Below are 22797 nucleotides of genomic sequence, written 5' to 3' on the forward strand. Positions count from 1 at the left end.
GAAAGGGGGACATAGTCACTCCCCAGGTTTCTCGCGCTCCCGAACCACGCCGCCACCGAGACCCTCCCACTCGACACGATACCCCAACCGGGAGAGTACCGCGCTCGCATCGTCGATCCCGTACTCCTCAAGGACCGTCTCCGCCTCCGCGAGGTCTATGCCGGCCTCGATCTCGTCCTCCAGCGCGTCCAGAACCGCCGGTCGAACGAGTGTCCGGCCGACGCGCTCGTGGCTGGGGACGGCTACTCGCTCGATCGCGCTCTCGCTGACGCCGTGCTCGGCGGCCAGGTCTGTGAGTGTGATCACGTCCGTCTCGGGGTCCAGCTCCGAAGGAAGCGACGTGGCCGCCTCGTTGACGAGATCGGCCTCGTAGCGCCGGAGGGCTTCCCGAACGTCCTTGATCCTGACCCGGCCGGAATACGGGATCGCCCGATGATCGCGCGCCTCGATCGCCTCGCCGACGCCGAGACTTTCGTCGAAGGCGACGAGCAATTCCACGTCCTCGATCGCCTCGAACTGGTCGAGTTTCTTCCCGACGTATTCGGGCGTCCAAAAGCCCATGATCTCGAAGTAGACCCGGAAGTCGGCGTGCCGGTAGTCGAATGCGAAATCGGGGATAGCGACGCTCGTCCCGACTTCGAGGGGTTCCGGTTCGCGTGTGAGTTCCCAGGGGAGGGACAGCGACTCGAAGCGGGTCGCGAAGTCGGCTTCGACCTCGCTGTCGTAACTCGCGTCCGTGACGGGTTCGACGCCGGGGACCGAAAGGTCGGTATCAGACAGTTCCAGTCGGCGCTCGGTCCCGTCGTCGTCGATCGTCGCTTCCAGGTTCCACTCCGCGGTCGTCGCCACACTCCGGAGCAGACGGGCGAACCGGGTTCCGTACCGCCGGGTCGATTCAAAGAGCGCGTCCGGCCCCGTGACGAGTAATTCCCACTCTCCGTCGTCTTTGTTCACTTCGTAGAGCAGTCCCAGTCGCTTGACCGCCGAGACCAGTTTCCTTGGATCGTTCGACCGAACCCGGACCTCGGTGGCGTCGAACAGCGCCGTCTGCGCGAGCGAGAGATCGTACTGGTCGAGCAACTCCGTCGGTGTCCAGCGCGGATCGAACGCCGTCAGGACCTGTTCGGCCTCCCGGTCCGCGTACAGTGATCCCGAGACGGCGTCGGCGTCAGCCCCCATCCGATCGGCGGCTCGTTTGAGTGCCCGCTGACGGTCGTCCTCCGTGACGACGCCCACTGTCTCGGCGGCGGCGAACGCCGCACGTCGTGCACGCACGGGGGAGAGCGGCGCCCGCGTCTCGAAGGTCGCGTCGCGTTCGAGCAACGACGCGAACCCACGGACGAGTTTGAAGTCCGGTGCGTCCCGTTCCAGGTCGGCCAGCGCCGCATCGAGCACTCGTCGCCGGTGGCCCACGTGGCCCTGAAAGACCCCGACCGTCCGGGCCGCCAGATTACGGTGGTCCCCGTTGACGAATTGCGGGTGATAGCCGCCGCCGGCCCGCGAGACCCGCAACAGGTCTTTTCCCAACACGCCTCCCCGTTCGGGACAGAGGGGTGAAAAGCCGACGGACGGGGATCGACAGTGGCCAGTCCCGCCATTCCGTCTCGAACGTCCGCGACGGTGGCGAAGGCGTAATTTCCGTGGCTTACTCACCATCGGACCGCCGGCGTCGCGCGACCCGTTCTTCCGCAGTGTCCGCACAGATCACCTCGTACAGCAGGGCGCGGTCGTCCCCTTCCGTCGGCCGAAGTATGCGCCCGAGCCGCTGGGTAAACTCCCGCTGACTGCCGCTGCCGGCGAGCACGATCCCGACGTTCGCCGCGGGCACGTCGATCCCCTCGTCGAGGACGTTCGCCGTGACGACCGTCGAGTACGTCCCGGCGCGAAACCGTTCGAGGATCTCGCGACGCTCGCGGGTACCCGTCTCGTGAGTGATCGCCGGCCGGAGGAACCGCTCGGACAGCTCGTAGACGAAGTCGGTCGTAGCGGCGAAGCCGATGACGCGGTCGTCAGTGTGGCGATCGAGCAGGTCGGCGAGGACTTCGACCTTCCGATCGGCCGTCCGGACGACGTCACGGGCGCGTTCCTTCGCCAGCAGTGCCTCGCGGGCCCGTGGGTCCGAGCCCGAGCGCATCACGAGCTTGCGATAGTCCGAGCCGCTGGTCAACTGCAGATCCGAACTCGCGAGGTACTCGGTGAACGTCTCCTGATTGGCCTCGTAGGTCCCGCGCTCCTCGTCAGTCAACTCGACCTCGATCCGCTTGATGTCGTAGGGTGCGAGGTGTTCACCCGCCAGGTCGTCCGGGTCGAGCCGGTAGAGCGGATCCCCCACCAGCTCGGCGATCACCTCGTGAGCGCCGTCCGACCGCTCGAAGGTAGCTGTCAGCCCGAGACGGGCGGGGGCAGCCGATAGGCGAGCGATGTCGCGATATCCCTCCCCGCCGAGGTGGTGAACCTCGTCGAAGATCACCAGCCCGAAGCGGTCGCCGATCCCGTCGGCCCGGAGGTACGCCGAATCGTACGTGGCGACGGTGACAGCTTCCAGGCGCTGCTCGCCGCCGCCCAACTGGCCGATCGGCACGTCGAATTCGGTTTCGAGTTCCGCGCGCCACTGTTCGAGCAAGTCGATCGTCGGGACGACGACCAGCGCGGCTGTCCCCAGCGTCGCGATGGCCTCTATCCCGATCACGGTCTTGCCGCTGCCGGTCGGCAGTTCGAGGACGCCGCGCTCGTCTGCCTCGCGCCAGGCGTCAAGGGCCTCGCGTTGATAGTTCCTGAGACGATAGGAAGAGGTCACATCGACCGACGGGGCCGAGAGGACCGCGTCCTCGATGTCGCAGTCGGCCTCACCGAGCGCGCGGCGAACGGCCATGTATCGGTAGCCAGGGGCTCGCCAGGTGTCCGAACGGTCGTCGCGTTTGAGATCCGCCATCGTGGCGACCGACTCGGGGAGATCTCCCTCGACGCGGATCGTGCCGGACTCGTAGGTAAGCGCGAGCGGAGCCACTGTCCTTCTGTGGCCGGTCGGCAGCCAAAAGGTTGTTCCCGGAGGGCGTTTGGACGGACTCGACTCCGCGTCCGGACGAGGGCTTTCTCAATCCTTTTATCCGCTGACGGGCACCTATCGACCATGACTGAGACCGAGCAAGACGGCGAGGACGTCGAACGGACTGAGGAGGGGGCAAGCGACGACGCGCCAGAGGGCTCGGCCCAACCCCCCGAATCCAGCGACGAAAGCGTCTCCTCGCTCCGCGAGGATTTCCTTGAGGATATCCGCGAAACCGACGACACCGAACTCGCCGACGAACTCGCTGCCCGCGAACTGGAGATCGAGACGCTCCGCGACGAGATTGACGAACTCGAGGCGAGCCTCGAGGAAAAGAACGAGGAGATCGAGGACCTCACTTCCCGTCTGAAGCGCAAGCAAGCGGACTTCCAGAACTACAAGAAGCGCATGGAACGTGAGCGCGAGAAGGAACGCGAGCGCGCCACTGAAGACCTGGTCGAACGGCTGCTCGATGTCCGGGACAACCTACGGCGCGCTCTCGACCAGGACGACTCCGACGATCTCAGAGAGGGCGTCGAATCGACGTTTAGACAGTTCGAGCGGGAACTCGACCGGGAGAACGTCGACCCGATCGAACCCGCGCCTGGCGACGAGGTCGACCCCGAACGTCACGAAGTACTGGCTCAGATCGAGGCCGACCAGCCCGAAGGGACGATCGCCGACGTTCACCGGCCCGGGTACGTAATGGGGGAGAAAGTACTCCGTCCGGCACAGGTGGCCGTCAGCGACGGGCCGAGGGACGACGAGTACGAGACGGACGGGGATCGTCCGGAGGAGGGCGCGGACGACCAAGAGTAGGACGGAACTTCTGTATAAAACCCTCGACTGTGAACGTCCCCGTCGAGACAAACCGCAAGACGGGAGCGACACCGGTCCGGAGCGTGGTTCGGCCTGTCTAGTAATGTTTAACCGGCACAAGCCGGTAGATGCGGACAAGATGGCGAGCAACAAGATTCTCGGAATCGACCTGGGGACGACCAACAGCGCGTTCGCGGTGATGGAGGGTGGCGACCCGGAGATCATCGTCAACAGCGAGGGCGAGCGGACGACGCCCTCGGTCGTGGCGTTCGACGACGGGGAGCAACTCGTCGGCAAGCCGGCGAAGAACCAGGCCGTCAAGAATCCCGACCACACGATCCAGTCGATCAAGCGTCATATGGGCGAGGAGGACTACACCGTCTCCCTGGAGGACGAGGAGTATACGCCCGAGCAGATCTCGGCGATGGTCCTCCAGAAGATCAAACGCGACGCCGAGGAGTACCTCGGCGAGGAGATCGAGAAGGCCGTCATCACGGTCCCGGCGTACTTCAACGACCATCAGCGACAGGCGACGAAGGACGCCGGCGAGATCGCCGGTTTCGAGGTCGAGCGCATCATCAACGAGCCGACGGCGGCCTCGATGGCCTACGGACTTGACGACGAGTCCGATCAGACCGTCCTCGTTTACGACCTGGGTGGTGGGACCTTCGACGTCTCGATCCTCGACCTGGGTGGGGGCGTCTACGAAGTCGTCGCGACCAACGGGGACAACGATCTCGGCGGCGACGATTGGGACCGGGCAGTTATCGACTGGCTCGCCGAGGACTTCGAGAACGAACACGGAATCGACCTCCGGGAGGACCGTCAGGCACTCCAGCGCATGAAGGATGCCGCCGAGGAGGCCAAGATCGAACTCTCCTCGCGCAAGGAGACGGAGATCAACCTGCCCTTTATCACGTCGACCGACGACGGCCCGGTCCATCTGGAGAAGGACCTCACCCGTGCGAAGTTCGAGAGCCTGACAGAGGACCTCATCGAGCGGACAGTTCAACCCACTGAACAGGCTCTGGAGGACGCCGGTTACTCGAAGTCTGACATCGACGAGGTGCTCCTCGTGGGTGGATCGACCCGGATGCCACAGGTCCAGGAGAAGGTCGAGGAACTCACGGGCAAGGAACCGAAGAAGAACGTCAATCCCGACGAGGCCGTCGCGCTGGGCGCCGCGATCCAGGGCGGCGTCCTCTCGGGCGACGTCGACGACATCGTTCTGCTCGACGTGACGCCTCTCAGCCTTGGCGTCGAGGTCAAGGGCGGGCTCTTCGAACGGCTCATCGAGAAGAACACCACCATCCCGACCGAGGAGTCGAAGATCTTCACGACCGCGGCCGCAAACCAGACGTCGGTCCAGATCCGTGTCTTCCAGGGCGAGCGAGAGATCGCCGAGGAGAACGAACTCCTCGGGGCTTTCATGCTACAGGGGATCCCGCCGGCGCCCGCGGGCACGCCCCAGATCGAGGTCACGTTCTCCATCGACGAGAACGGTATCGTCAACGTCTCCGCGGAGGATCAGGGATCCGGTAACTCCGAAGAGATCACTATCGAGGGCGGCGTTGGCCTCTCAGACGAGGAGATCGAGGAGATGCAGGAAGAGGCCGAACAACACGCCGAGGAAGACCAGAAGCGCCGTGAGCGTATCGAGGCACGAAACGAGGCCGAGAGCGCCGTCCAGCGTGCCGAGACGTTGTTGGAAGAAAACGACGAGGCCGTCGACGACGACCTCCGAGAAGACATCGAAGACAAGATCGATGCCGTCGAGGAGGCTCTAGAAGACGACGATGCCACGAAGGACGACTACGAGAGCGCGACCGAGGAACTGACCGAGGCGCTCCAGGAGATCGGCAAGCAGATGTACCAGGAGCAGGCCGCCGAGGGTGCTGGGGGTGCCGGAGCCGCTGGTGGTGCGGCCGGTGCCGGCGGCATGGGCGGTATGGGCGCTGGCGGTCCCGCTGGCGCCGGTGGCCCGGCAGGTGCCGGTGGCGCTGGAACCGGTGATGCCGACGACGAAGAGTACGTCGACGCTGACTTCGAAGAGGTCCAAGACGAAGACGACGAGGACGAGTAACACGAGTCGCGGGGCCGAGACCCGCTCCGATCGAACCGCGTTTCGATGAGTGAGGTGATTTTTCGCCGTCGATGATAATACCCATAGGTTTCGATCACGATCGATCACACATGACGGCATTACCCGAGATCGGCCTCGGTACCTGGCAGAACGAGGATCCGAAACAGTGTGCCGAGAGCGTCCGGACCGCCCTGGAGATGGGCTACCGGCACGTCGATACCGCGGAGTTCTACGGCAACGAAGACGCCGTCGGCGAGGGGATCGCCCGGGCCGACGTCGATCGCGATGAGATCTTCCTCGCGACGAAGGTTCACCCGTCCGCGACGGGTGTCGCTTACGAGGAGGTCCTCGAAGCCGCCGAGAACAGCCGTGAGCGCCTCGGCGTCGAGTCTCTCGATCTGCTGTACGTCCACTGGCCGACCGGCGAGTACGATCCTGAAGAGACGTTACCGGCGTTCGACGAACTCCGCGAAAGTGGGCTGATCGAACACGTCGGCGTCTCGAACTTCGAGCCGTACAACCTCGATCGCGCTCTCGACGTCCTCGATGTGCCCCTGTTCGCCAATCAGATCGAGATGCATCCGCTGCTCCCCCAGGCGGAACTGCGCGAGTACGCCGACGAACACGACCATCACGTCGTCGCGTACTCCCCGCTCGCCCGCGGGGACGTCTTCGACGTGCCCGAGATCACCGAGATCGCGAAAAAGCACGGCGTCAGCGAGGCTCAGGTCAGCCTGGCGTGGGTCCGTCAGAAGGGCGCCTATCCGATCCCGAAGGCCACGAGCGAGGCCCATATCCGGGACAACTTCGGGAGTCTCGACCTCGAACTCGACGCGGATGACATCGCTGCCATCGACGCCATCGACCGGACCGAACGCCACGTCGACTTCGACAGCGCCCCCTGGCATCACCGCCCGGAGTGAATCCGTTCCGGTGTCGCAGACGGTTCCCGTCGTGATCGCCGACGATCCCCGTGTTTTTCCGGGATCACGGCTTATCTTCTGGTATGCGCCGCGTCGGTATCCTGCTCAATCCGATCGCCGGCATGGGCGGACGGGTCGGGCTGAAAGGGACCGATGGCAAGGTCGCCGAGGCCCGTCAGCGCGGGGCGGAGCCACGCGCTCCCGACCGGGCGCGACGGGCGCTCGACGCGCTGGCGTCTCACGATACCGTGTCGGTGGTGACGGTGGCGGGGATCATGGGGGCCGATATCGCCCGCGAAGCAGGGTTCGATCCGACCGTCGTGGCCGAACCAGTCGCGGGACCAGCGGCGTCGATCGGCGAAACGACGGCGGCCGACACCCGACGTGCCGTCGCCGCGCTGGTCGCCGCAGACGTCGACGTGGTGGTGTTCGTCGGGGGCGACGGCACCGCCGTCGACGTCGCCGAGACGCTCGACGGGCTCGGGAGCGAGATACCGATGCTCGGCGTCCCGGCGGGCGTGAAAGTCTACTCGGGCGTCTTCGCCGTCGATCCGACGGCCGCCGCGGAGATCGTCACCACGTTCGAGGAGACCGAACCAGGTGACGTCCTGGATCTCGACGAGGACGCCTTCCGGGAGGGGGAGGTCTCGACGGTGTTACGATCGACAGCGAAGACGCCAGTCGATCGGCGACGGCAGTCACCCAAACAACGAGTCGGGGGGACGGTGGAGACGCTCGCAACGGGTGTCGCCGCCGGGGTCGATCCTGAAACGACCTACGTCTTCGGACCGGGGAGTACAGTCGGCGCGATCGAATCACAGCTCGGGTTCGAGGGATCGCCACTGGGCGTCGATGTCTGGCGGGACGGCAACGTCCTGGTCGAGGACGGCGGCGAGTCCGAGATCCTCGCGAGTCTCGGGACTGACAACGTCGTGTTCGTCTCGCCGATCGGCGGCCAGGGGTTCGTCTTCGGTCGTGGCAATCAGCAACTCTCCCCTGCCGTCCTCCGACAGTCCGACGTCCGGATCGTCGCTTCGCGCCGGAAACTAGACGGGATCGGCGTCCTCCGGGTGGATACCGGCGACCGCGCCCTCGACGAGCGACTGCGGGGCTGGCATCGCGTTCGAGTCGGGCGCGTCGAAACCCGACTCGTCCGGATCGTCTAGGGCCTAGAGGTTTGCTTTCGGCGACCTAGGCATACCCTCGTAGTATTGATAGACTTAAGGTCGACTGGTCACATAAGAGGTGTATGGATACGCGGAAGGTCCAACAGCTCGGACCCTCAACGCTGGCGATGACACTCCCGGCTGACTGGACGAGCGAAAACGGGGTACAGAAGGGAGACGAAGTGACCCTGCGAATCGGTGGGAAAGGCATGTTGACCGTCTTTCCCGAGTCCGTCGACTCGGGGAAATCGGAGGCGACGATCCACGTGTCGACGCTCGACGCGGACTCCGTCGAGCGGGCTATCGTCGCCCAGTACGTCCTCGGCCGGCGCGTGATCCACGTCGAGGCCGACGAAGGCAAGACACTGCCGAGTTCGCACATCAACGCCGTCTACAACGCCGAGACACAGTTGATGGGGCTGGGCGTCATCGAGGAGACCCCACGGCGGATCGCCATCCGGTGTTCGGTGGACCCGGGGGACTTCCGTCTCGAAAACCTGCTTGAACGCTTAGAGAGTACGGGGAGTACGATGCGAACCGAGGGGATCAAGGCACTGGCACACGGCAATCCCGACCTCGCCCAGCGGGCACTCAATCGCGAACGACAGGCCAACAAGATCTTCGTCCTGCTGTTGCGGCTGATCTTCACCGCCTACCAGAACCCCAATCTCGCCCACGCCGTGGGACTGGAGGATGGGTTCCCGCTGGTCGGCTATCGGTCAGTCGCGAAAAACCTCGAGTTGATCGCCGATAACGCCGAGGACATCGCGGACATCGCCCTCGAGACCGACGGCCACCGTCTCAACGTGGATTCGGAGACGATGGAACGGATCCGGGACCTGACCGAACAGGTCGACGAACTCACCGAGATGGCCGTCAAAGCCGTCGTCGAACGCGACTTCGAGATCGCGAACGACGTCCGTACACGGTTCCGGGAGATCGACCACTGCGAGGACGAATTGCTCGACGGGCTCGAAGAGATGCCCAACAGCGATCTGCTGGCGGTCAGGGACGTTCTGGTCGCGCTCCAGGAGACGGCCCAGTACGCGGTCCGCAACGCCGAGATCGCCACGAATCTCGCACTGAACGAGGAGTCCGAACACACGACGATCGAGTGAGGAACGCGGGGTCGCTCGCAGCCTCAAGGGCGTCCGGCCCGTTCCAAGCGGTCACTTCTCGAAGGCACCCGGTCCTCTAAGACATTCACTTCTCGAAGCGATCCGAATCGGCGGCCGCGCGTACGACGTCGACGGCCGCGACGTTTGCCGCCGCGTCGTGGACCCGGATCACGTCGGCACCGCGGTCGGCCGCTAGCGCGGTGGCCGCGATCGTGGGTTCGTAGCGCTCCTCGGCGTCGCGATCGATCAGTTCAAACATCGACTTGTGGGAGTGACCGATCAGGACCGGACAGCCCAGCCCGCGGAGTTCCTCGAGACGATCGAGCACTTCGAAGTTCTCCGCGGCACTCTTCCCGAAGCCAAGGCCGGGATCGACGAGGATCCGCGAGCGGTCGAGGCCAGCCTTCTCGGCCAGCAAGACGCGTTCTGTGAGTTCGTCGAGGATGTCCTCGACGACGTCGTCGTAGTGGACCTCGTGGTCGGGATCGACAGGCGTGTCGATACTGTGCATGACGACGACCGACGCATCGTGTTCAGCCGCGAGACGCGCCATGCTGGGATCTTCGAGCCCGGAGACGTCGTTGAGAACGTCCGCGCCGGCTTCCAGGGCCGCCTCCGCGACTTCGACCTTCCGCGTGTCGACCGAGACGGTCACGTCCCGGCCGGCGAGGCGTTCGATCACCGGGACCACGCGATCGTGCTCGGTCTCGACGGGCACTGGATCGGCACCCGGTCGGGTGCTCTCGCCCCCGACGTCGACGATGTCGACGCCCGCCTCGATCATCTCCTCGGCGCGATCGAGCGCGTCCGCGAGGGCGTCGTACTCGCCGCCGTCGTGGAAGCTATCGGGCGTGACGTTCAAGATCCCCATCACGGCCGTGCCGTCCTCCCAGGGGAGACCCTGATCGTCGGGAACGACGTCGACGGAAAGCGCCTTCCGAAGTTCCTCAGCCAGCGACGATCCGACGTGGGATCGATCCCCGAGTCGCCCGACGACGCGTTCGAACTGCGCGTGGGTCCCCATGAGGAGAACGTCGACGCGTTCGCGCTCGCTGTCGTCGACGGCCGAGATCGCACACTCTCCGCCCACTGAACGGAGTGCGTCTCTGAGAGTCCGAGCTTCCCGAGGCTGGAGGCGCGTCTTCAGGACGCGATGGACGCCCTGAGCCCGCATCTCCCAGGCGTCCTCGTCGGTGACGTGAGCGTCTTCGAGAACCGCCTGGGCTTCCGGAAGCGACCCGACGCGTTTGGGCACCTTCGCTCGCGTCCAGCGCGACCGTGCCTCCCTGACGGCGTACAGCGAACCCACGACGAGGACGGCGTCGTCCGAGCCGGCGGTCTCGAGTGCCAGATCAAGCCCGTCCGCCACCGTCGACCGCGTCTCGACGTCGGCGTCAGTCTCGATCACGAACGCCCGGGCGAGGACCCCCTCGTCCTCCGCCCGGTCGACGTCCGGGCGAGCAGTGATCACGGTGTCGGGTTCGGGCAGCGCCGCGGCCATTCCTCGGTGGTCCTTATCGCACATCGCCCCGACGACGAGGTGCAGGTCGTCGTACTCGAACGTCGAGAGAGTCTCGGCAACCTGCTCACAGCCGCCGGGGTTGTGTGCACCATCCAGGACGACCAGCGGTTCGCGATCGAGTACTTCGAATCGGCCTGGCCAGGTAGCCCGCCGGAGACCGCTTGCGAGTTCAGTCTCATTCACGTCGGCGACCTGCCGGGACAGGGCAGCCGCGACACCCGCGTTTCGAGCCTGATGGGTCCCTAACAGGGGGAGACGCGCTTCGACCGACCAGTCCGGGCCTGACAGCGTGACAAGTCCCTCCAGGCCGTCGCGACCGTCAGCCCCGACCGAGACCGTGGCATCGTCGTCGGTCCCCACTCGAAGTACTTCGCCCGCCTCACCGCGGATGGCGGCCAGCGCGTCGCCGGTCGCGGCCGTCACCAGCGGTGCCTCCTCGGGGGCGACCGCGGCCTTGTCGCTCGCGATCTCCTCGATCGTCTCGCCGAGGAAGTCCGTGTGTTCGAGGGTGATGCTCGTGACCGCGCTGGCAACGGGGTCGACCACGCTGGTGGCGTCGTGGCGGCCGCCGATGCCGACCTCCAGGATCGCGACGTCGACCTCGCGGCGGCCGAACTCCCACAGCGCCAAGGCCGTCAGCGTCTCGAAGAACGTCGGCGCGTCGCCGGCAGCCGCGTTCTCGGTGACGTAGGGTTCGATCCGCTCGACGAACTCGACGAGCGCTGCCTTCGACAGTTTCCGTCCGTTGACTCGGACGCGCTCACGGACGTCGTCGAGATGCGGCGAGATGTAGATCCCGACGTCCAGTCCCGCCTCTCGGAGCACCGTCTCGAGCATCCGGGCGGTGCTTCCCTTGCCGTTGGAGCCGGCGATCTGGACCGTAGTGAGTGGCACCTGTGGATCGTCCAGATACGCGAGCATCTCCCGCGTCGCCTCAGTTCCGGGACGCGGAGAGAACCGGCGGAGGTCGAAAAGAAAGTTCGCAGCCTCGTGATAGCGCATGCTTGTTGGCATCGGGCCGGCGCGCTTTAGCCTATCGGAGTCAGATGCCTCCCGTCCTCCCGGAGTCAGATGCCTCCCGTCCTCCCGGAGTCAGATCTCCCTGTCACGGCCCCATCTCCCCGACGGATCAGCCCCTCACTCCTCGCCGACGATGCTGGCGTCCGCCGCGCCCTCGGGGAGAGAGACAGAGACGTTCTCGTAGGTGAGTCGGGTGGTGATCTCACGGTCGACATCGACCGACTGCCCTTCGATCGTCCGGGTGAGTTCGGCCGTCCGCCGGATCTTGATCGGGCGAGTCGTCTCGGGGTCGATCCAGAACGTCGCCCGGAGGGTCGCGTTGGCCTCGACACCTGGCGGAAAGTCGAGCGTGTCCCGGAGCGCCGAATTCAGTTCCGCCGTGTCAAATGCGGCGTGCAGGACGTATGCCTCCGACCCATCGAGAGTCACTGTCTCGAGGTCCGACAGCGAAGCATTGTCGAGGAATAACTGGTGTAGCCGGAGTTGATCGTAGAGGGTCCAGTGGCGCGCAAAGCTCTCCGAGACATCCCGTTCGATCCACTCGGAACCGTACTCCGCCCGGAACCGATCGCTGCGCTGATAGAGCGTCTGATCGAGGACGTACCGCTCGACGGTGACCCGCTGACCGGATCGAGTTACCGTCCGATGGGAAACCAGTGAGCGGCTGGTCCGGTTGAGGGCGTATTCGACGTCGATGGTGCTCGTCAGGTCGCCGTCCGCGAGGTGCTGGACGATTGTCGCGTTCTGGTCGGCGGTGTAGGCGGAGACGTTCTCCATCGCCGATAGCGTGTCGGCTCGCAGTGCGTTCGCCCCGGGGACCTCGCCTTCGACGGTCTCGGATGGCGTCGCTGTCGGCGTCGTCGATCCGCTTCCGACACACCCGGCAAGCAACACTGTCGCCAGGAGGAGAGCACCCGCGAGGTGTGTTCGAGTCGTCATATCGGTTCCAACGGGACCGACCGAAATAAACCCGGCTAAGCCGGGAAGGCGGGCGGGGCGGTCCAGAGACCCCACCGTAGCGCTACGAACTGGTCTTGTTTCCGAGCGAAACCGCCGAATCGGCCGCTTCTGGGAGTGAAACAGAAACGTCACGGTCGTACTCGAACGCGAGTTCGATGTCCATCGTCAGGTCGGCAGTCTGTCCCGCTTGCGTGACTGTCGCGTTCATCGAGACAGTGCTTTTCACCGGACGATCAGTGTCTGGATCGACCCAGAGACGTTGTTCGACGTTGGTCACGTCGTACTCGACGCCCGACCCGGCGCCGAGGCGGGCCATGATCTGATCGCTCGTCGCGTCTTCGTCGACGTCGGCTTCGAGGAGCCGTGTTTCAGTTCCGTCAACGGTCTCGGTACCACCTGTCGTCACCGAAGCGTTCGTCAGGAACGCCCGCTGGCGGGAGAGGGTGTCTTGCTGGTCGAAGAAACTGTCCCCGATCTCGACGGTCACCCACTCCGAGCCGTACTGGCTGGCGTAGGCGGGACTGTACTCGTAGAGCGACTCGTTCAATACGTAGACACTGGCTTGCTGGGCCATCCCGCTCACCGAGACAGTCTGGTTGATCTGCAGCCGCTGGTCCGCCCGATCGAACGCTCCGTCGGACTCGATCGTCTGGCGCTGTGTCCGGTTGTTGACCGTCTGGACTATCGTCGTGTTCGAAGTAACGTGATAGGATTCGACGGCGTCCATTGCCGCGAGTGTCTCCGACTGGGCCTGTGATCCGTCGACCTTCTCGGTCGTCGCCCCACCACTACACCCCGCGAGGACCACCATCCCGAGGAGAGCAATCAGGGCAAGCGTACGTCGTCGCATGTATCTCATCCGTACTTTCCGTGGGCCCGTAAAAAGGGACCGTCTTTCCCTCGATACTGTCTGGAAACTGACAGAGTGGGGGCGGCGACTCAATCGTGTCGGAACGCCCGCGTGCCGGTGAAGACCATCGCCATGTCGAGTTCGTCGGCCCGTTCGATCACGTCGTCGTCGTTGACGCTCCCGCCGGGCTGGATGACCGCCTCGATGCCGGCCTCCTCGGCCGCGTCGATGCCGTCCGGGAACGGGAAGAAGGCGTCGCTGGCCATCACCGCGCCGTCGGCGTCCTTGCCCTCGGCGTCTGCCTCGGCTTTCATCTTCGCGATCTCGACGGCGTCGACCCGAGAGACCTGGCCTGCGCCCACGCCGACCGTCTCCGTGCCTTTCGCGAAGAGGATCGCGTTGGATTTGACGTGCTTGATGGTCTGCCAGGCGAAGAGCATCGACTCGATCTGTTCGTCGGTCGGCTCGCGCTCGGTGACGACTTCGAGATCCTCGCGTGTGACCGTCTGGAGGTCGCGATCCTGAACGAGTCGGCCGCCGACGATCGGCTTCTCGGTCACCGTCTCGGTGGGATCGAACTGCTCGCTCACGTCGAGAACGCGGAGGTTGTCCTTCTCGAAGAGCACCGCGAGGGCATCGTCGGTATACCCCGGCGCGACGACGACCTCTTTGAAGGACTCGACGATCTGCTCGGCCGTCGCGGCGTCACACGTCCGATTGAGGGCGACGATCCCCCCGAAAGCACTTTTGGGATCAGTCGAGAGGGCGTCGGCGTAGGCCTCGCTGATCGATTCGGCGACCGCACAGCCTGCCGGGTTGGTGTGCTTGATGACTGCACACGCTGGCTCGTCGAACTCCTTGACGATGTTCAGCGCCGCGTCGGCGTCGTTGTAGTTGTTGTAACCCATCCCCTTCGCACCTCCGTTGAGTTGCGGGGCATGGACGACGCTGGCCTCCCCACAGGTCCGATCGGCATAGAGGGCGGCGTCCTGGTGGGGATTCTCACCGTAGCGGAGTTCCCGAACGCGGTCGTCGCTCGCGATCCGCCGGGCGGGGTACGCGCCGCCGTCGTCACCCTCGACGGAAACCGTTCCGGAGTCCCGATCGATCTCGACGCGGTCCTCGGCGAACCACTCGATTGCACGGGGATAAGCCCTGAATTCTCCTTCGTAGAGCACCCGCTCTTTGAGATCTTCGACGGCGTCACCCTCCCGGACGGGAACGGGTTCCTGGGTGACGATCGGTCCGTCGTCGACCGTCTCGTCGACGACGTGGACGGTACAGCCCGTCGTCTTCACGCCCGCTTCGAGGACATCCTCGTGGGGACTCATACCTTTGAACGCCGGCAGGAGCGCCGGGTGGACGTTCAACGTCGTCGGGGCAGCGTCGAGGAACGTCTCGGTGAGGATCCGCATGTAGCCGTCCAGCGCCACGAGTTCGAACTCGTAGTCACCGAGGGCATCGAGAACGCGCTTCTCGTGTGCTTTGCGGTCCTCCCCTTCCTCGCGTTCGACGACTTCAGTCGGGATGTCCCGGTCGGCGGCTTTCTCCAGCACCGGTGCGTCGGCGTCGTTGGTCAGGACGACGGCGAACTCCGCCCCACCCGGCGCGCGGTCGGCGATGTTCATCAGATTGCGGCCGCGATTCGAGGCCATTCCGGCGAGCTTCATGTGCGGGGAGGGGCGGGCCGCCAGCAAAGTAGTTGCGGATCGGGCGGGTCAGGGACAACCCGAAAGACGTTGCATCCCAATTCTTAATTCCTGTCCCCCGAATCGACGGGGCATGGCCATCGCGGGAATCCCGTTCGAGGCAGCCCTCGTGTTCGGACTCATCGGCGTGGCACTCGTCCTGTTCGTCTCGGAGGTGATCCCGAACGACGTCACGGCGATCGGCGTCATCGTCGCGCTGGCCGCGCTCGGGCCGACCATCGGGGTCACGCCACGGGACGCCATCGCGGGGTTCGCCAATCCCGCGACGATCACCATCGTTGCGATGTACATGCTGAGTGCGGGGATCCAGAATACGGGACTCGTCCAGCGACTCGGCGTCTCGCTCGCGGGGTTCGTCCGTGGCGACGAAGGTCGGGCCCTGCTGGCGACGGTCGGCACGACAGGGCCGATCGCGGGGTTCGTCAACAACACCCCGGTCGTCGCCGTGTTCATCCCGATGATCACTGATCTGGCCGAACAGAGCGACGTCTCGCCGTCGAAGTTGTTGTTGCCCCTGTCCTACGCGGCGATCCTCGGCGGGACGCTGACACTCGTGGGGACCTCGACGAACATCCTCGCCAGTGACTTCACCCGACAGCTCGTTCCCGGGCGGGACGGTATCGGCATGTTCGAGTTCACGCAACTGGGTGTGATCGTCCTCGCGGTCGGACTCGCGTATCTGTTGACGATCGGCCGTCGACTCACGCCCGCACGGATCCCGGTCGATACGGATCTCGTTTCGGAGTTCAATCTCGAAGATCACCTCGACCAGTTACGCGTCCCGGAGACGTCGACTATCATCGGCGAGCCAGTCGCCGACATCGAGAACCGAGAGGATGTTCCGGTCGACGTACTCCAGTTGCGTCGGAACGGTGAGGCCTACGCCGTCCCGGACACCGACCAGCGGATCGCCGCCGGTGACGTCCTCGTCGTCAACGGACCGAGACGGGCGGTATCCCGGCTCCGCGACGCCTACGGCCTCCATCGCCTCGTCCGTGAAGACGTCACCGACGACACCTTCGACGACAGCCCAACCGAGAACACCCTCGCCAAGGCGGTTGTCCCGGAGGACTCGGCGTACGTCGGGGAAACGCTCGCGGAAGCGCGACTCGAAGAGTTCCACCGGACGACGGTCCTCGCGGTCCGGCGAAGCGACGAACTCATCCGTCAGGATCTGGACGAGGTCACTGTCGAGCCAGGCGACCTCCTGCTGGTCCGACTATCGTCGACGGCCATCGATTACTTCGCGGAGTCGGGTGATCTGATCGTGGTCGACGAGGGGGAGGCCGACCGGATCGACGAGATCGAACCGGCAGAGGTCGCGCCGCTGTCGCCGAAGACGCCACTCGCGGTCGCGATCATGGCAGGGGTGATCGGTGCGGCGGCGTCGAACCTCCTTCCGATCGTGATCGCCGCCCTCGCGGGCGTCTTTGCGATGATCGTCACGGGCTGTCTGTCGCCAGCCGACGCCTACGACGCTGTCTCCTGGAACATCGTCTTCCTGCTGGCGGGTGTGATCCCGCTCGGGTTCGCCATGGAGGCGACCGGCGGGGCCTCAGTGCTGGCCGACGCGCTGGTCGCTACCGATGCGTTCCTTCCGCTTATCCTGGTGATGCTACTGTTTTATGTCTTTACCGGCCTCCTGGCGAACGTCATCACCCCCGTCGCAACGATCGTATTGATGATCCCCGTCGCCGTTGATGCAGCCGGCGGAATGGAAGCCGACCCCTTCGCGTTCCTGCTGGCAGTGATGTTCGCTTCCGCGATGTCGTTCATGACGCCTGTCGGCTACCAGACCAACCTGATGGTCTATGGTCCCGGCGGCTATCGGTTCTCGGACTTCCTGAAAGTCGGCGGCCCGTTGCAGTTGCTGCTTGCGGTCGTGACGACGGTTGGGATCGCGACGATGTGGGGGCTCACGTGATCACGCCCGATGGACGGCTCGCTTCTCGACACCCAGGTCGGCACCGGGCGAGGGTGTTCCGGGCTGGCACCGGGCGAAGGTGTTTTGAGACAGCGCGCGCACTCGAAGACGAATGGGTGACGCCGAGACGGTCTACTACGCGATCAGCGACCTCCACATCGGCGGCGACGAGCAACTGGAACACGTCGAGTTCCTCGACGAACTGCTCGCGTTTCTCGAACGTCTCGAGAGAACTGACGAGAACGCGGAGCTACTCATCAACGGGGACGCGTTCGGCCTCTGGGAGTTCACCACTCTGGAAGGCATCGAGAAGTTCGACGCGCTGGTCGATCGCTACCCGGAGTTGTTCGAACAGCTCCGTGCGACCGGCGAGAACGTCCAGATCACGCTTCTGCCGGGCAATCACGACCACGAACTCGCCGCCTACGACGAGTACGTAACGCGGTTCGCCAAATACAACGTGGATCTCGTCCAGAAACAATCGATCACCCGTCCTGTTGGCAAGCGAGTCATTCACTTCGAACACGGCAACCAGCGCGACCCGAACAACCGCTTTGTGGACTTCGGCAACCCCTACGAGAAGCCGCTTGGCTATCACTACAACACGCTCGTGACCAGCCGAGCTGGCCAGGTATCCGACCGCGGACGACGCAACTGGCTGAAGGATATCCAGGCGGTCACGCCCACCGAGCGGGTCCCGGTGTGGTTCCTCTCGAAGTACTTCTACAACGAGATGCATCCCCTGCTGCGGTACGCCGCCGTCCCGTTCCTGTTGCTGTTCAATCTGAGCGCGCTTGTCGCGATCGGTGCCGGCCTCGACCTGATCGGGATCTGGTCGATGCCGACCGACGCCATCGAAGGGGCGTTCGGTCGACTCGGATCCGCCGGGACGTTCGCGTTCTCGGTGCTGGCGATCAACGTGGCTATCGTCGGGATACTAGTCCTGGTCTGGATCCCGCTGCGGTTCATCGTCCAGGATTTCAAGCGTACCATCGACCGGTTCGGCCTCGTCGAGACGGAGTTCACGGTCGATCCGAGCGAACCGTACGTCGCTGCGGCGAGAGACGTCTTCGAGGCGCGTCCCGAGACGGCCGTCTTCTGCTACGGACATACCCACCGACCGGCGGTCGAGGAGGTTGACGGACGGGCGATAGTCAACACGGGGACGTGGCTGAAGCGTTTCCATCGCCGGCCCGTGATCGCTGGATTGCTCCCTCCGGTCTTCCACCCGACCTTCCGGCTGAGTGTGGTCCGGATCGCCGCCGAGGACGGGGGCGTGGCCGTCGAGTACGAGACGATAGACAAACCCGATCCCGCAAAAGAGGACCTGACGTTCACCGAACGGTTGCTGACTGTCGGCCGGGTACCTGATCCGAGCATTCCTGATCGGGTGGTCGTCGGTGATTCCAGGGAGTTCGAATCAGCGACAACTGATCGAAAGCCATGACCGTGTATCACATGGCATACCGCGAGTCGTCTACTTGATCGAGCGTCGCTCGTTTTCGCCGTCTCGATACCTCGATCTGAACCCACTCCGGACTAGCTGTATTCTGCACAGCCCGAATCGAGTACGTAAGGGTGCTGTACGTCGACACACCGAATGACACTCCTGTAACTCCGCCCGGGATCGACACTGTTTTCCACGACTCAACTGGTGGGTCGGTATGGAACCGAGTGCGTTCCTCGACGGTGCAACCGTGACGATTTCGGATCGTACGTATGCAGTCTGTCGAACCGAGGAGACGTACGCTACTGCGTTCGCGACGGTTCGAGACGGGACCGAGACAACGACCATCATTGCGGAGGACGCCCTCGATAGCGTGGCGTACGAGTCGATCGAGCGGGGCTGGAAGCGCTTGACGTTCGACGTAGAACTCCCGTTCGAGCTGGTGGGATTTCTGGCAACGGTCGCGACGGCCCTGGCAGATGCGGAGGTCTCTGTCTTCGTTCTCTCTTCGTACTCGACGGATCACCTTCTCGTCCAGACGGACGACATTGCTACCGCCGCCAGTACACTCGTGGATCTCGGTTGTGACGTGAACTGACGGCCATAGTTGGTTGCACCGAGTTTGGACGACACACTCCGCGTGTCATCTCCGAGTAGCAGGATTCGGTCGACAGTCCTCTCGAGGGCCAGATAACGAGAGTTATCGTATATTTTTGATCGTCGTGCCCACGAAAAGTGTGGCGACGACGCCCGCAGTCACGCCGAAGACCGCGACGACGCCGAACCCGGCCGCGACCGGACCGAACACCACTGGCGAGAGGAACTGTCCCACGTACCCGAACATGGCGATGTACGAGCTGAACTGCCCCTTTCGGCTCGCCGGAACCAGCTCTTCGACCCAGAGCATCGCCGTCGGGAAGACCAGCCCCTGTCCGAGCCCGAACAACACGACCGGAGCGATCGCCACGACCGGGGAATTCGCGACCGGAACGACGGCGAAGCCGATCGTCCAGAGGAGAAACGCGATCCGGGCCAACTGGCCGTAGGAGAACAGCCGGTGGATCCGATCGACAGCGCGGCGCTAACACCGCCAGCGATCCCCATCACCGAGAGGTAGAGACTGATCTGAAACGACGACTCCAGCCCGTAGGTCTCTAAGATCCCCGGATAGTAGACGACGATCGAGTAAAGCAGGACGTTCGCCAGGAAGTAAAGCAGGTAGACGGCGAGGAGCAACGGCGTCCCCGTGATCACGTCCACCAGCAGCCGGAGACTACCACCCGCCCCGTCGCTCTCCGAAGGGTCCGACTCCATCGCCGGCTCAGGGACGAACAGCAGTGCGGCCACGCCGAGCGGGAGGCCAACGAGGTAGACGCCGAAGGGGACCTGCCAGGAGGCGGTCCCGAGGATTCCGCCGACGAGTGGCCAGACCGACGCCCCGACGCTGTTGGCGCCGGCTCGCAACCCCATCGCGCGGTCTTTCCGTCGGCCCGAATAGAGGTTGTAAATGAGGACCGTCACGCCCGTATAGACGAATGCGACGGCGACGCCCAGTGCCGCCCGCGTCACGAGCAAGACGGGAAACGACGTGACGACGAGCCCGGCACCGCCGGCAAGTGCGTACACCACCAGCCCGAGGATATAGGGTTTCCGTGGCCCATATCGGTCGATAAGGACGCCGGCGGTGAGGCTCGCGAGAACGATGAACAGACCGTGAGTCGTGATGATGAGTCCTGCCAAGGACTGCATGACGGCCAGTCCTGCCTGGATCTGGTTGACGACCGGCCCCAGTATCGCGCCGGCCATGACCGTCAGCGTCCCCGTAGCGACGATCACCCAGAGTGCGACCCCCGCGGACGGTGACGGCGGGACCTAATCCCGAAGGCGACTTCAGATCGACGACGAGATCACGTTTCGTCCTCCGGAAGATCCACGTCCAGGTTCCGACAGACCGTCCGCAAGTGCCCGACCAGCGCCGATCGCTCCTCGACTGACAGTCCCTCGGTTAGTTGGGACTCGACACGGTCTTTCACGGCGGCGATATCCTCACGGAGTTCTCGTCCCGCGTCCGTCAGGTGCAGTCGCTTCCGCCGGCCGTCATCGGGATCCGGTCGCGTCTCGACGTATCCTTTCGATTCGAGTTGAGCCACGACGCGGGCGATCGAACTCTTCTCCAGATGGTGTTGTTCGACGAGGTCGGTCTGGGTGAGGCCCTCGCGTTCGGCGAGCGCAAACAGGACCCGATACTCGCCGCGACCCAGGTCCTGGTCAGAGAGTTCGTCCTCGATCGTCCGACTGAGTGCCCGGCCGGCCAGGGAGACGTGCCAGGCGACGGGCTCGCGATCGGGCATAGGCCAGGTAGTTGCGTACACAACTTCATTGCCACGAATGGGGCGTCCGGTCACGATATCGGTCCACCAACGAGGCAGGGGCTCGCAGCGTAGTGTTCGAAAGAATCGGAATTGCGTTCAGAGCACTGCCCGACGGCAGTGTTCGGATGATCTATGCGCGAACGACGTTCGTCGCGCGCGGGCCTTTGGGGGCCTGCTCGATGTCGAATTCGATGTCCTGTCCCTCTTCGAGGTCCGGGCCGCCAACGTCCTCCATGTGGAAGAAAACGTCATCGTCCTCGTCCTCAGTCGAAATGAAACCGTAACCGCCAGTGTCGTGGAAGAAATCCACCGTTCCGTTTGCCATTGCAAACAAACGTAGTGTCGCTCGGGGGATAACCCTTCTGAGAGTAGTGGTACCACGACCGTTGAGTGAACGTATCGCAAGATTCAGGCGACCAGTGGCGCGAGTTCCTCCTCGTAACAACGCCGGCAGACGTAGTAATCGATCGCGCCCTCCTCGCTGTTCGTATGTACGAGCACATGCACCGTGCTGTCGAACGGGTACTGACCGCCGCAGACAGCACACGTCTCGGATGACATCTCCCAGTTGTGGTATTCGTTCACGACCTACATAGGTGTTTGCGATCGTTCACGGAGGGACTGCGGCCGCATGTCTCCGGAGGTCTCTCCTCGCTAGATATCTTTGATCGGGTCGTCCCACGGATAGCCCCTTTCGGGGTGGGGAGCCGTCGCAATACAGTGAGAGAATCCCGTCGTTCTGTCCTGGCAGACGTCAGCGAGACGTATACCCGCCGTCCAGGACGATCGTCGACCCGGTCATGTATGACGAGGCGTCCGAAGCGAGGTAGACGACGAGTTCCCGGAGTTCCTCCGGACGGCCGAGTCGACCGAGCGGCGTGTTTTCGAGCCATTCCTCTTCCATGTCCGGGTTCGCTTCGAGAACGTCGTCGACGAGTTCGGTTCGCATGTACCCGGGTGCGATGGCGTTGACCCTGACGCCGCGGTCGGCCCATTCGACTGCGAGCGATTCGGTGAGCATTGCGAGGCCGGCCTTCGTCGTGTTGTAACTCGCCTGCTTCTGGGGAACGTTGACGTCGATACCCGACATTGAGGCGATGTTGATGATCTTCCCCGTTTCCCGACGGAGCATCTGCGTTCCGACGTGTTTGGCACAGAGAAACGGACCGTCGAGATTCACCGAGAGTACGCGTCGCCAGGACTCAATCGATGTCTCCTCGGCGGGGGAGTTCTCGACGATACCAGCGTTATTGACGAGCACGTCGATCGGCCCGAGCCGTTCGGTAACGCGTTCGACCATCTCTTCGACCGACGCCTCGTCGGTCACGTCCGTCTCGACGGCGATCACGTCGGTCTCGCCGTCGAGTTCTCTCGCGGTCGTCGTCGCTTTCTCCCCCTGCACGTCGACGATCGCCACGTCGGCCCCCATCTCCGCGAGGGCACCTGCCATATGCTTACCCAGACCCTGGGCCGCCCCGGTGACGATGGCCACGTCGCCGTCGAGTGAAAACCGCTCCATGACGCTCATAGGACGCTTTCGCTTGTCGCCGTGAGTGATTAAACCCCATGCACATCCATCAGACAGATGTCTGTTTCCTCTTCGGTGTTCGTTCGCGTACTCACGATGTCCTGCTGAACACCGCGAGGCAGGGCGCATCAGACGACGATAGGACTCTGACAGTGTGCTGTTGAACGGAGTCAGACAACACTCGTCGGATGACGAACGGAATCCGACGGTGGGGCTGGGAGTTCGCCGAGTATCACGAGGCGAACGCCGATCGACTCGTTTCACTCGTCGATCGGAATTTGAACCACGTGAAGGTGGTCGCTCGCTTCGC

Annotated in this window: 19 protein-coding genes and 1 pseudogene; 8 read left to right on the forward strand and 12 right to left on the reverse strand. The window is 64.1% G+C overall.

Annotated elements, in window-relative coordinates:
• Positions 1 to 15 precede the first annotated feature (15 nt).
• Entirely contained in the window at positions 16 to 1530 is a 1515-nt protein-coding gene (locus tag E3374_RS04850) for a DUF790 family protein (RefSeq protein ID WP_136687909.1), read from the reverse strand.
• A gap of 115 nt (positions 1531 to 1645) precedes the next feature.
• Positions 1646 to 3007: a DEAD/DEAH box helicase family protein gene (locus E3374_RS04855; RefSeq protein WP_169051776.1), complete on the reverse strand. Its 1362-nt coding sequence runs from the start codon at positions 3005 to 3007 to the stop codon at positions 1646 to 1648.
• 123 nt (positions 3008 to 3130) lie between these two features.
• On the opposite strand from E3374_RS04855, the gene grpE reads away from it, so the two are divergent.
• The 5 genes from grpE (at position 3131) to E3374_RS04880 (ending at position 9155) form a co-directional block, all read left to right on the forward strand.
• Positions 3131 to 3865 (forward strand): nucleotide exchange factor GrpE, encoded by a 735-nt coding sequence (gene grpE / locus E3374_RS04860; RefSeq protein ID WP_136687910.1) that lies wholly within the window; start codon positions 3131 to 3133, stop codon positions 3863 to 3865.
• Positions 3866 to 4004: 139 nt separating this feature from the next.
• The gene (gene dnaK, locus E3374_RS04865; protein ID WP_136687911.1) at positions 4005 to 5948 is read left to right on the forward strand and encodes a molecular chaperone DnaK; all 1944 of its coding nucleotides are present in this window, start codon (positions 4005 to 4007) and stop codon (positions 5946 to 5948) included.
• A gap of 110 nt (positions 5949 to 6058) precedes the next feature.
• Entirely contained in the window at positions 6059 to 6871 is an 813-nt protein-coding gene (locus tag E3374_RS04870; protein ID WP_136687912.1) for an aldo/keto reductase, read from the forward strand.
• Between the two features lie 83 nt (positions 6872 to 6954).
• A complete protein-coding gene (locus E3374_RS04875) occupies positions 6955 to 8037 on the forward strand; it encodes an ATP-NAD kinase family protein (protein ID WP_136687913.1) in 1083 nt (360 codons plus the stop codon).
• Between the two features lie 83 nt (positions 8038 to 8120).
• Complete coding sequence (locus tag E3374_RS04880; protein WP_136687914.1) at positions 8121 to 9155, forward strand: phosphate signaling complex PhoU family protein; 1035 nt, start codon at positions 8121 to 8123, stop codon at positions 9153 to 9155.
• A gap of 85 nt (positions 9156 to 9240) precedes the next feature.
• On the opposite strand, the gene folP is transcribed toward E3374_RS04880, so the two are convergent.
• From folP to purH, 4 genes are all read right to left on the reverse strand, one after another.
• Positions 9241 to 11679: a dihydropteroate synthase gene (gene folP, locus E3374_RS04885; protein ID WP_136687915.1), complete on the reverse strand. Its 2439-nt coding sequence runs from the start codon at positions 11677 to 11679 to the stop codon at positions 9241 to 9243.
• A 135-nt stretch (positions 11680 to 11814) separates the two neighbouring features.
• A complete protein-coding gene (locus E3374_RS04890; RefSeq protein ID WP_136687916.1) occupies positions 11815 to 12636 on the reverse strand; it encodes a hypothetical protein in 822 nt (273 codons plus the stop codon).
• Positions 12637 to 12718: 82 nt separating this feature from the next.
• Positions 12719 to 13507, reverse strand: coding sequence for a LolA-like protein (locus tag E3374_RS04895; protein ID WP_136687917.1), 789 nt, complete (start codon positions 13505 to 13507; stop codon positions 12719 to 12721).
• 89 nt (positions 13508 to 13596) lie between these two features.
• Complete coding sequence (gene purH / locus E3374_RS04900) at positions 13597 to 15177, reverse strand: bifunctional phosphoribosylaminoimidazolecarboxamide formyltransferase/IMP cyclohydrolase (protein WP_136687918.1); 1581 nt, start codon at positions 15175 to 15177, stop codon at positions 13597 to 13599.
• 112 nt (positions 15178 to 15289) lie between these two features.
• On the opposite strand from purH, the gene E3374_RS04905 reads away from it, so the two are divergent.
• From E3374_RS04905 to E3374_RS04915, 3 genes are all read left to right on the forward strand, one after another.
• A complete protein-coding gene (locus E3374_RS04905) occupies positions 15290 to 17140 on the forward strand; it encodes an SLC13 family permease (protein ID WP_136687919.1) in 1851 nt (616 codons plus the stop codon).
• 112 nt (positions 17141 to 17252) lie between these two features.
• Positions 17253 to 18587, forward strand: a complete 1335-nt coding sequence (locus E3374_RS04910; RefSeq protein WP_136687920.1) for a metallophosphoesterase — start codon at positions 17253 to 17255, stop codon at positions 18585 to 18587.
• A 217-nt stretch (positions 18588 to 18804) separates the two neighbouring features.
• Positions 18805 to 19185: an ACT domain-containing protein gene (locus E3374_RS04915; RefSeq protein ID WP_136687921.1), complete on the forward strand. Its 381-nt coding sequence runs from the start codon at positions 18805 to 18807 to the stop codon at positions 19183 to 19185.
• Between the two features lie 102 nt (positions 19186 to 19287).
• Here the strand turns inward: E3374_RS04915 and E3374_RS17545 are convergent, their stop codons facing one another.
• From E3374_RS17545 to E3374_RS04935, 6 genes and pseudogenes are all read right to left on the reverse strand, one after another.
• Positions 19288 to 19623: an MFS transporter gene (locus tag E3374_RS17545; RefSeq protein ID WP_248299406.1), complete on the reverse strand. Its 336-nt coding sequence runs from the start codon at positions 19621 to 19623 to the stop codon at positions 19288 to 19290.
• Between the two features lie 98 nt (positions 19624 to 19721).
• A pseudogene (locus E3374_RS17550) lies at positions 19722 to 20393 on the reverse strand (MFS transporter); the annotation flags it as partial.
• A gap of 101 nt (positions 20394 to 20494) precedes the next feature.
• Positions 20495 to 20938 carry a MarR family winged helix-turn-helix transcriptional regulator gene (locus tag E3374_RS04925; protein WP_136687922.1) on the reverse strand — a complete coding sequence of 148 codons (444 nt, stop codon included), beginning with the start codon at positions 20936 to 20938 and terminating at the stop codon, positions 20495 to 20497.
• Positions 20939 to 21089: 151 nt separating this feature from the next.
• Entirely contained in the window at positions 21090 to 21284 is a 195-nt protein-coding gene (locus E3374_RS04930; RefSeq protein WP_136687923.1) for a cold-shock protein, read from the reverse strand.
• Between the two features lie 83 nt (positions 21285 to 21367).
• Entirely contained in the window at positions 21368 to 21520 is a 153-nt protein-coding gene (locus tag E3374_RS17060; RefSeq protein ID WP_169051777.1) for a hypothetical protein, read from the reverse strand.
• A 193-nt stretch (positions 21521 to 21713) separates the two neighbouring features.
• Positions 21714 to 22487, reverse strand: a complete 774-nt coding sequence (locus E3374_RS04935) for an SDR family NAD(P)-dependent oxidoreductase (RefSeq protein WP_136687924.1) — start codon at positions 22485 to 22487, stop codon at positions 21714 to 21716.
• Positions 22488 to 22797 lie beyond the last annotated feature (310 nt).

Source organism: Halorhabdus amylolytica (assembly GCF_004944975.1).
In the GTDB taxonomy this organism is placed as follows: Archaea; Halobacteriota; Halobacteria; order Halobacteriales; family Haloarculaceae; genus Halorhabdus; species Halorhabdus amylolytica.

What these genes read in the sequence shown, in the direction of transcription:
- E3374_RS04875 (WP_136687913.1), top strand. Translation starts at nt 6,955, where the DNA reads ATGCGCCGCGTCGGTATCCTGCTCAATCCGATCGCCGGCATGGGCGGA.
- E3374_RS04915 (WP_136687921.1), top strand. Translation starts at nt 18,805, where the DNA reads ATGGAACCGAGTGCGTTCCTCGACGGTGCAACCGTGACGATTTCGGAT.
- E3374_RS04935 (WP_136687924.1), bottom strand. Translation starts at nt 22,487, where the DNA reads ATGAGCGTCATGGAGCGGTTTTCACTCGACGGCGACGTGGCCATCGTC.
- E3374_RS04905 (WP_136687919.1), top strand. Translation starts at nt 15,290, where the DNA reads ATGGCCATCGCGGGAATCCCGTTCGAGGCAGCCCTCGTGTTCGGACTC.
- E3374_RS04890 (WP_136687916.1), bottom strand. Translation starts at nt 12,636, where the DNA reads ATGACGACTCGAACACACCTCGCGGGTGCTCTCCTCCTGGCGACAGTG.
- E3374_RS17060 (WP_169051777.1), bottom strand. Translation starts at nt 21,520, where the DNA reads ATGTCATCCGAGACGTGTGCTGTCTGCGGCGGTCAGTACCCGTTCGAC.
- E3374_RS04895 (WP_136687917.1), bottom strand. Translation starts at nt 13,507, where the DNA reads ATGCGACGACGTACGCTTGCCCTGATTGCTCTCCTCGGGATGGTGGTC.
- E3374_RS04870 (WP_136687912.1), top strand. Translation starts at nt 6,059, where the DNA reads ATGACGGCATTACCCGAGATCGGCCTCGGTACCTGGCAGAACGAGGAT.
- purH (WP_136687918.1), bottom strand. Translation starts at nt 15,177, where the DNA reads ATGAAGCTCGCCGGAATGGCCTCGAATCGCGGCCGCAATCTGATGAAC.
- E3374_RS04925 (WP_136687922.1), bottom strand. Translation starts at nt 20,938, where the DNA reads ATGCCCGATCGCGAGCCCGTCGCCTGGCACGTCTCCCTGGCCGGCCGG.
- E3374_RS04910 (WP_136687920.1), top strand. Translation starts at nt 17,253, where the DNA reads ATGGGTGACGCCGAGACGGTCTACTACGCGATCAGCGACCTCCACATC.
- dnaK (WP_136687911.1), top strand. Translation starts at nt 4,005, where the DNA reads ATGGCGAGCAACAAGATTCTCGGAATCGACCTGGGGACGACCAACAGC.
- E3374_RS04930 (WP_136687923.1), bottom strand. Translation starts at nt 21,284, where the DNA reads ATGGCAAACGGAACGGTGGATTTCTTCCACGACACTGGCGGTTACGGT.
- grpE (WP_136687910.1), top strand. Translation starts at nt 3,131, where the DNA reads ATGACTGAGACCGAGCAAGACGGCGAGGACGTCGAACGGACTGAGGAG.
- E3374_RS04880 (WP_136687914.1), top strand. Translation starts at nt 8,121, where the DNA reads ATGGATACGCGGAAGGTCCAACAGCTCGGACCCTCAACGCTGGCGATG.
- folP (WP_136687915.1), bottom strand. Translation starts at nt 11,679, where the DNA reads ATGCGCTATCACGAGGCTGCGAACTTTCTTTTCGACCTCCGCCGGTTC.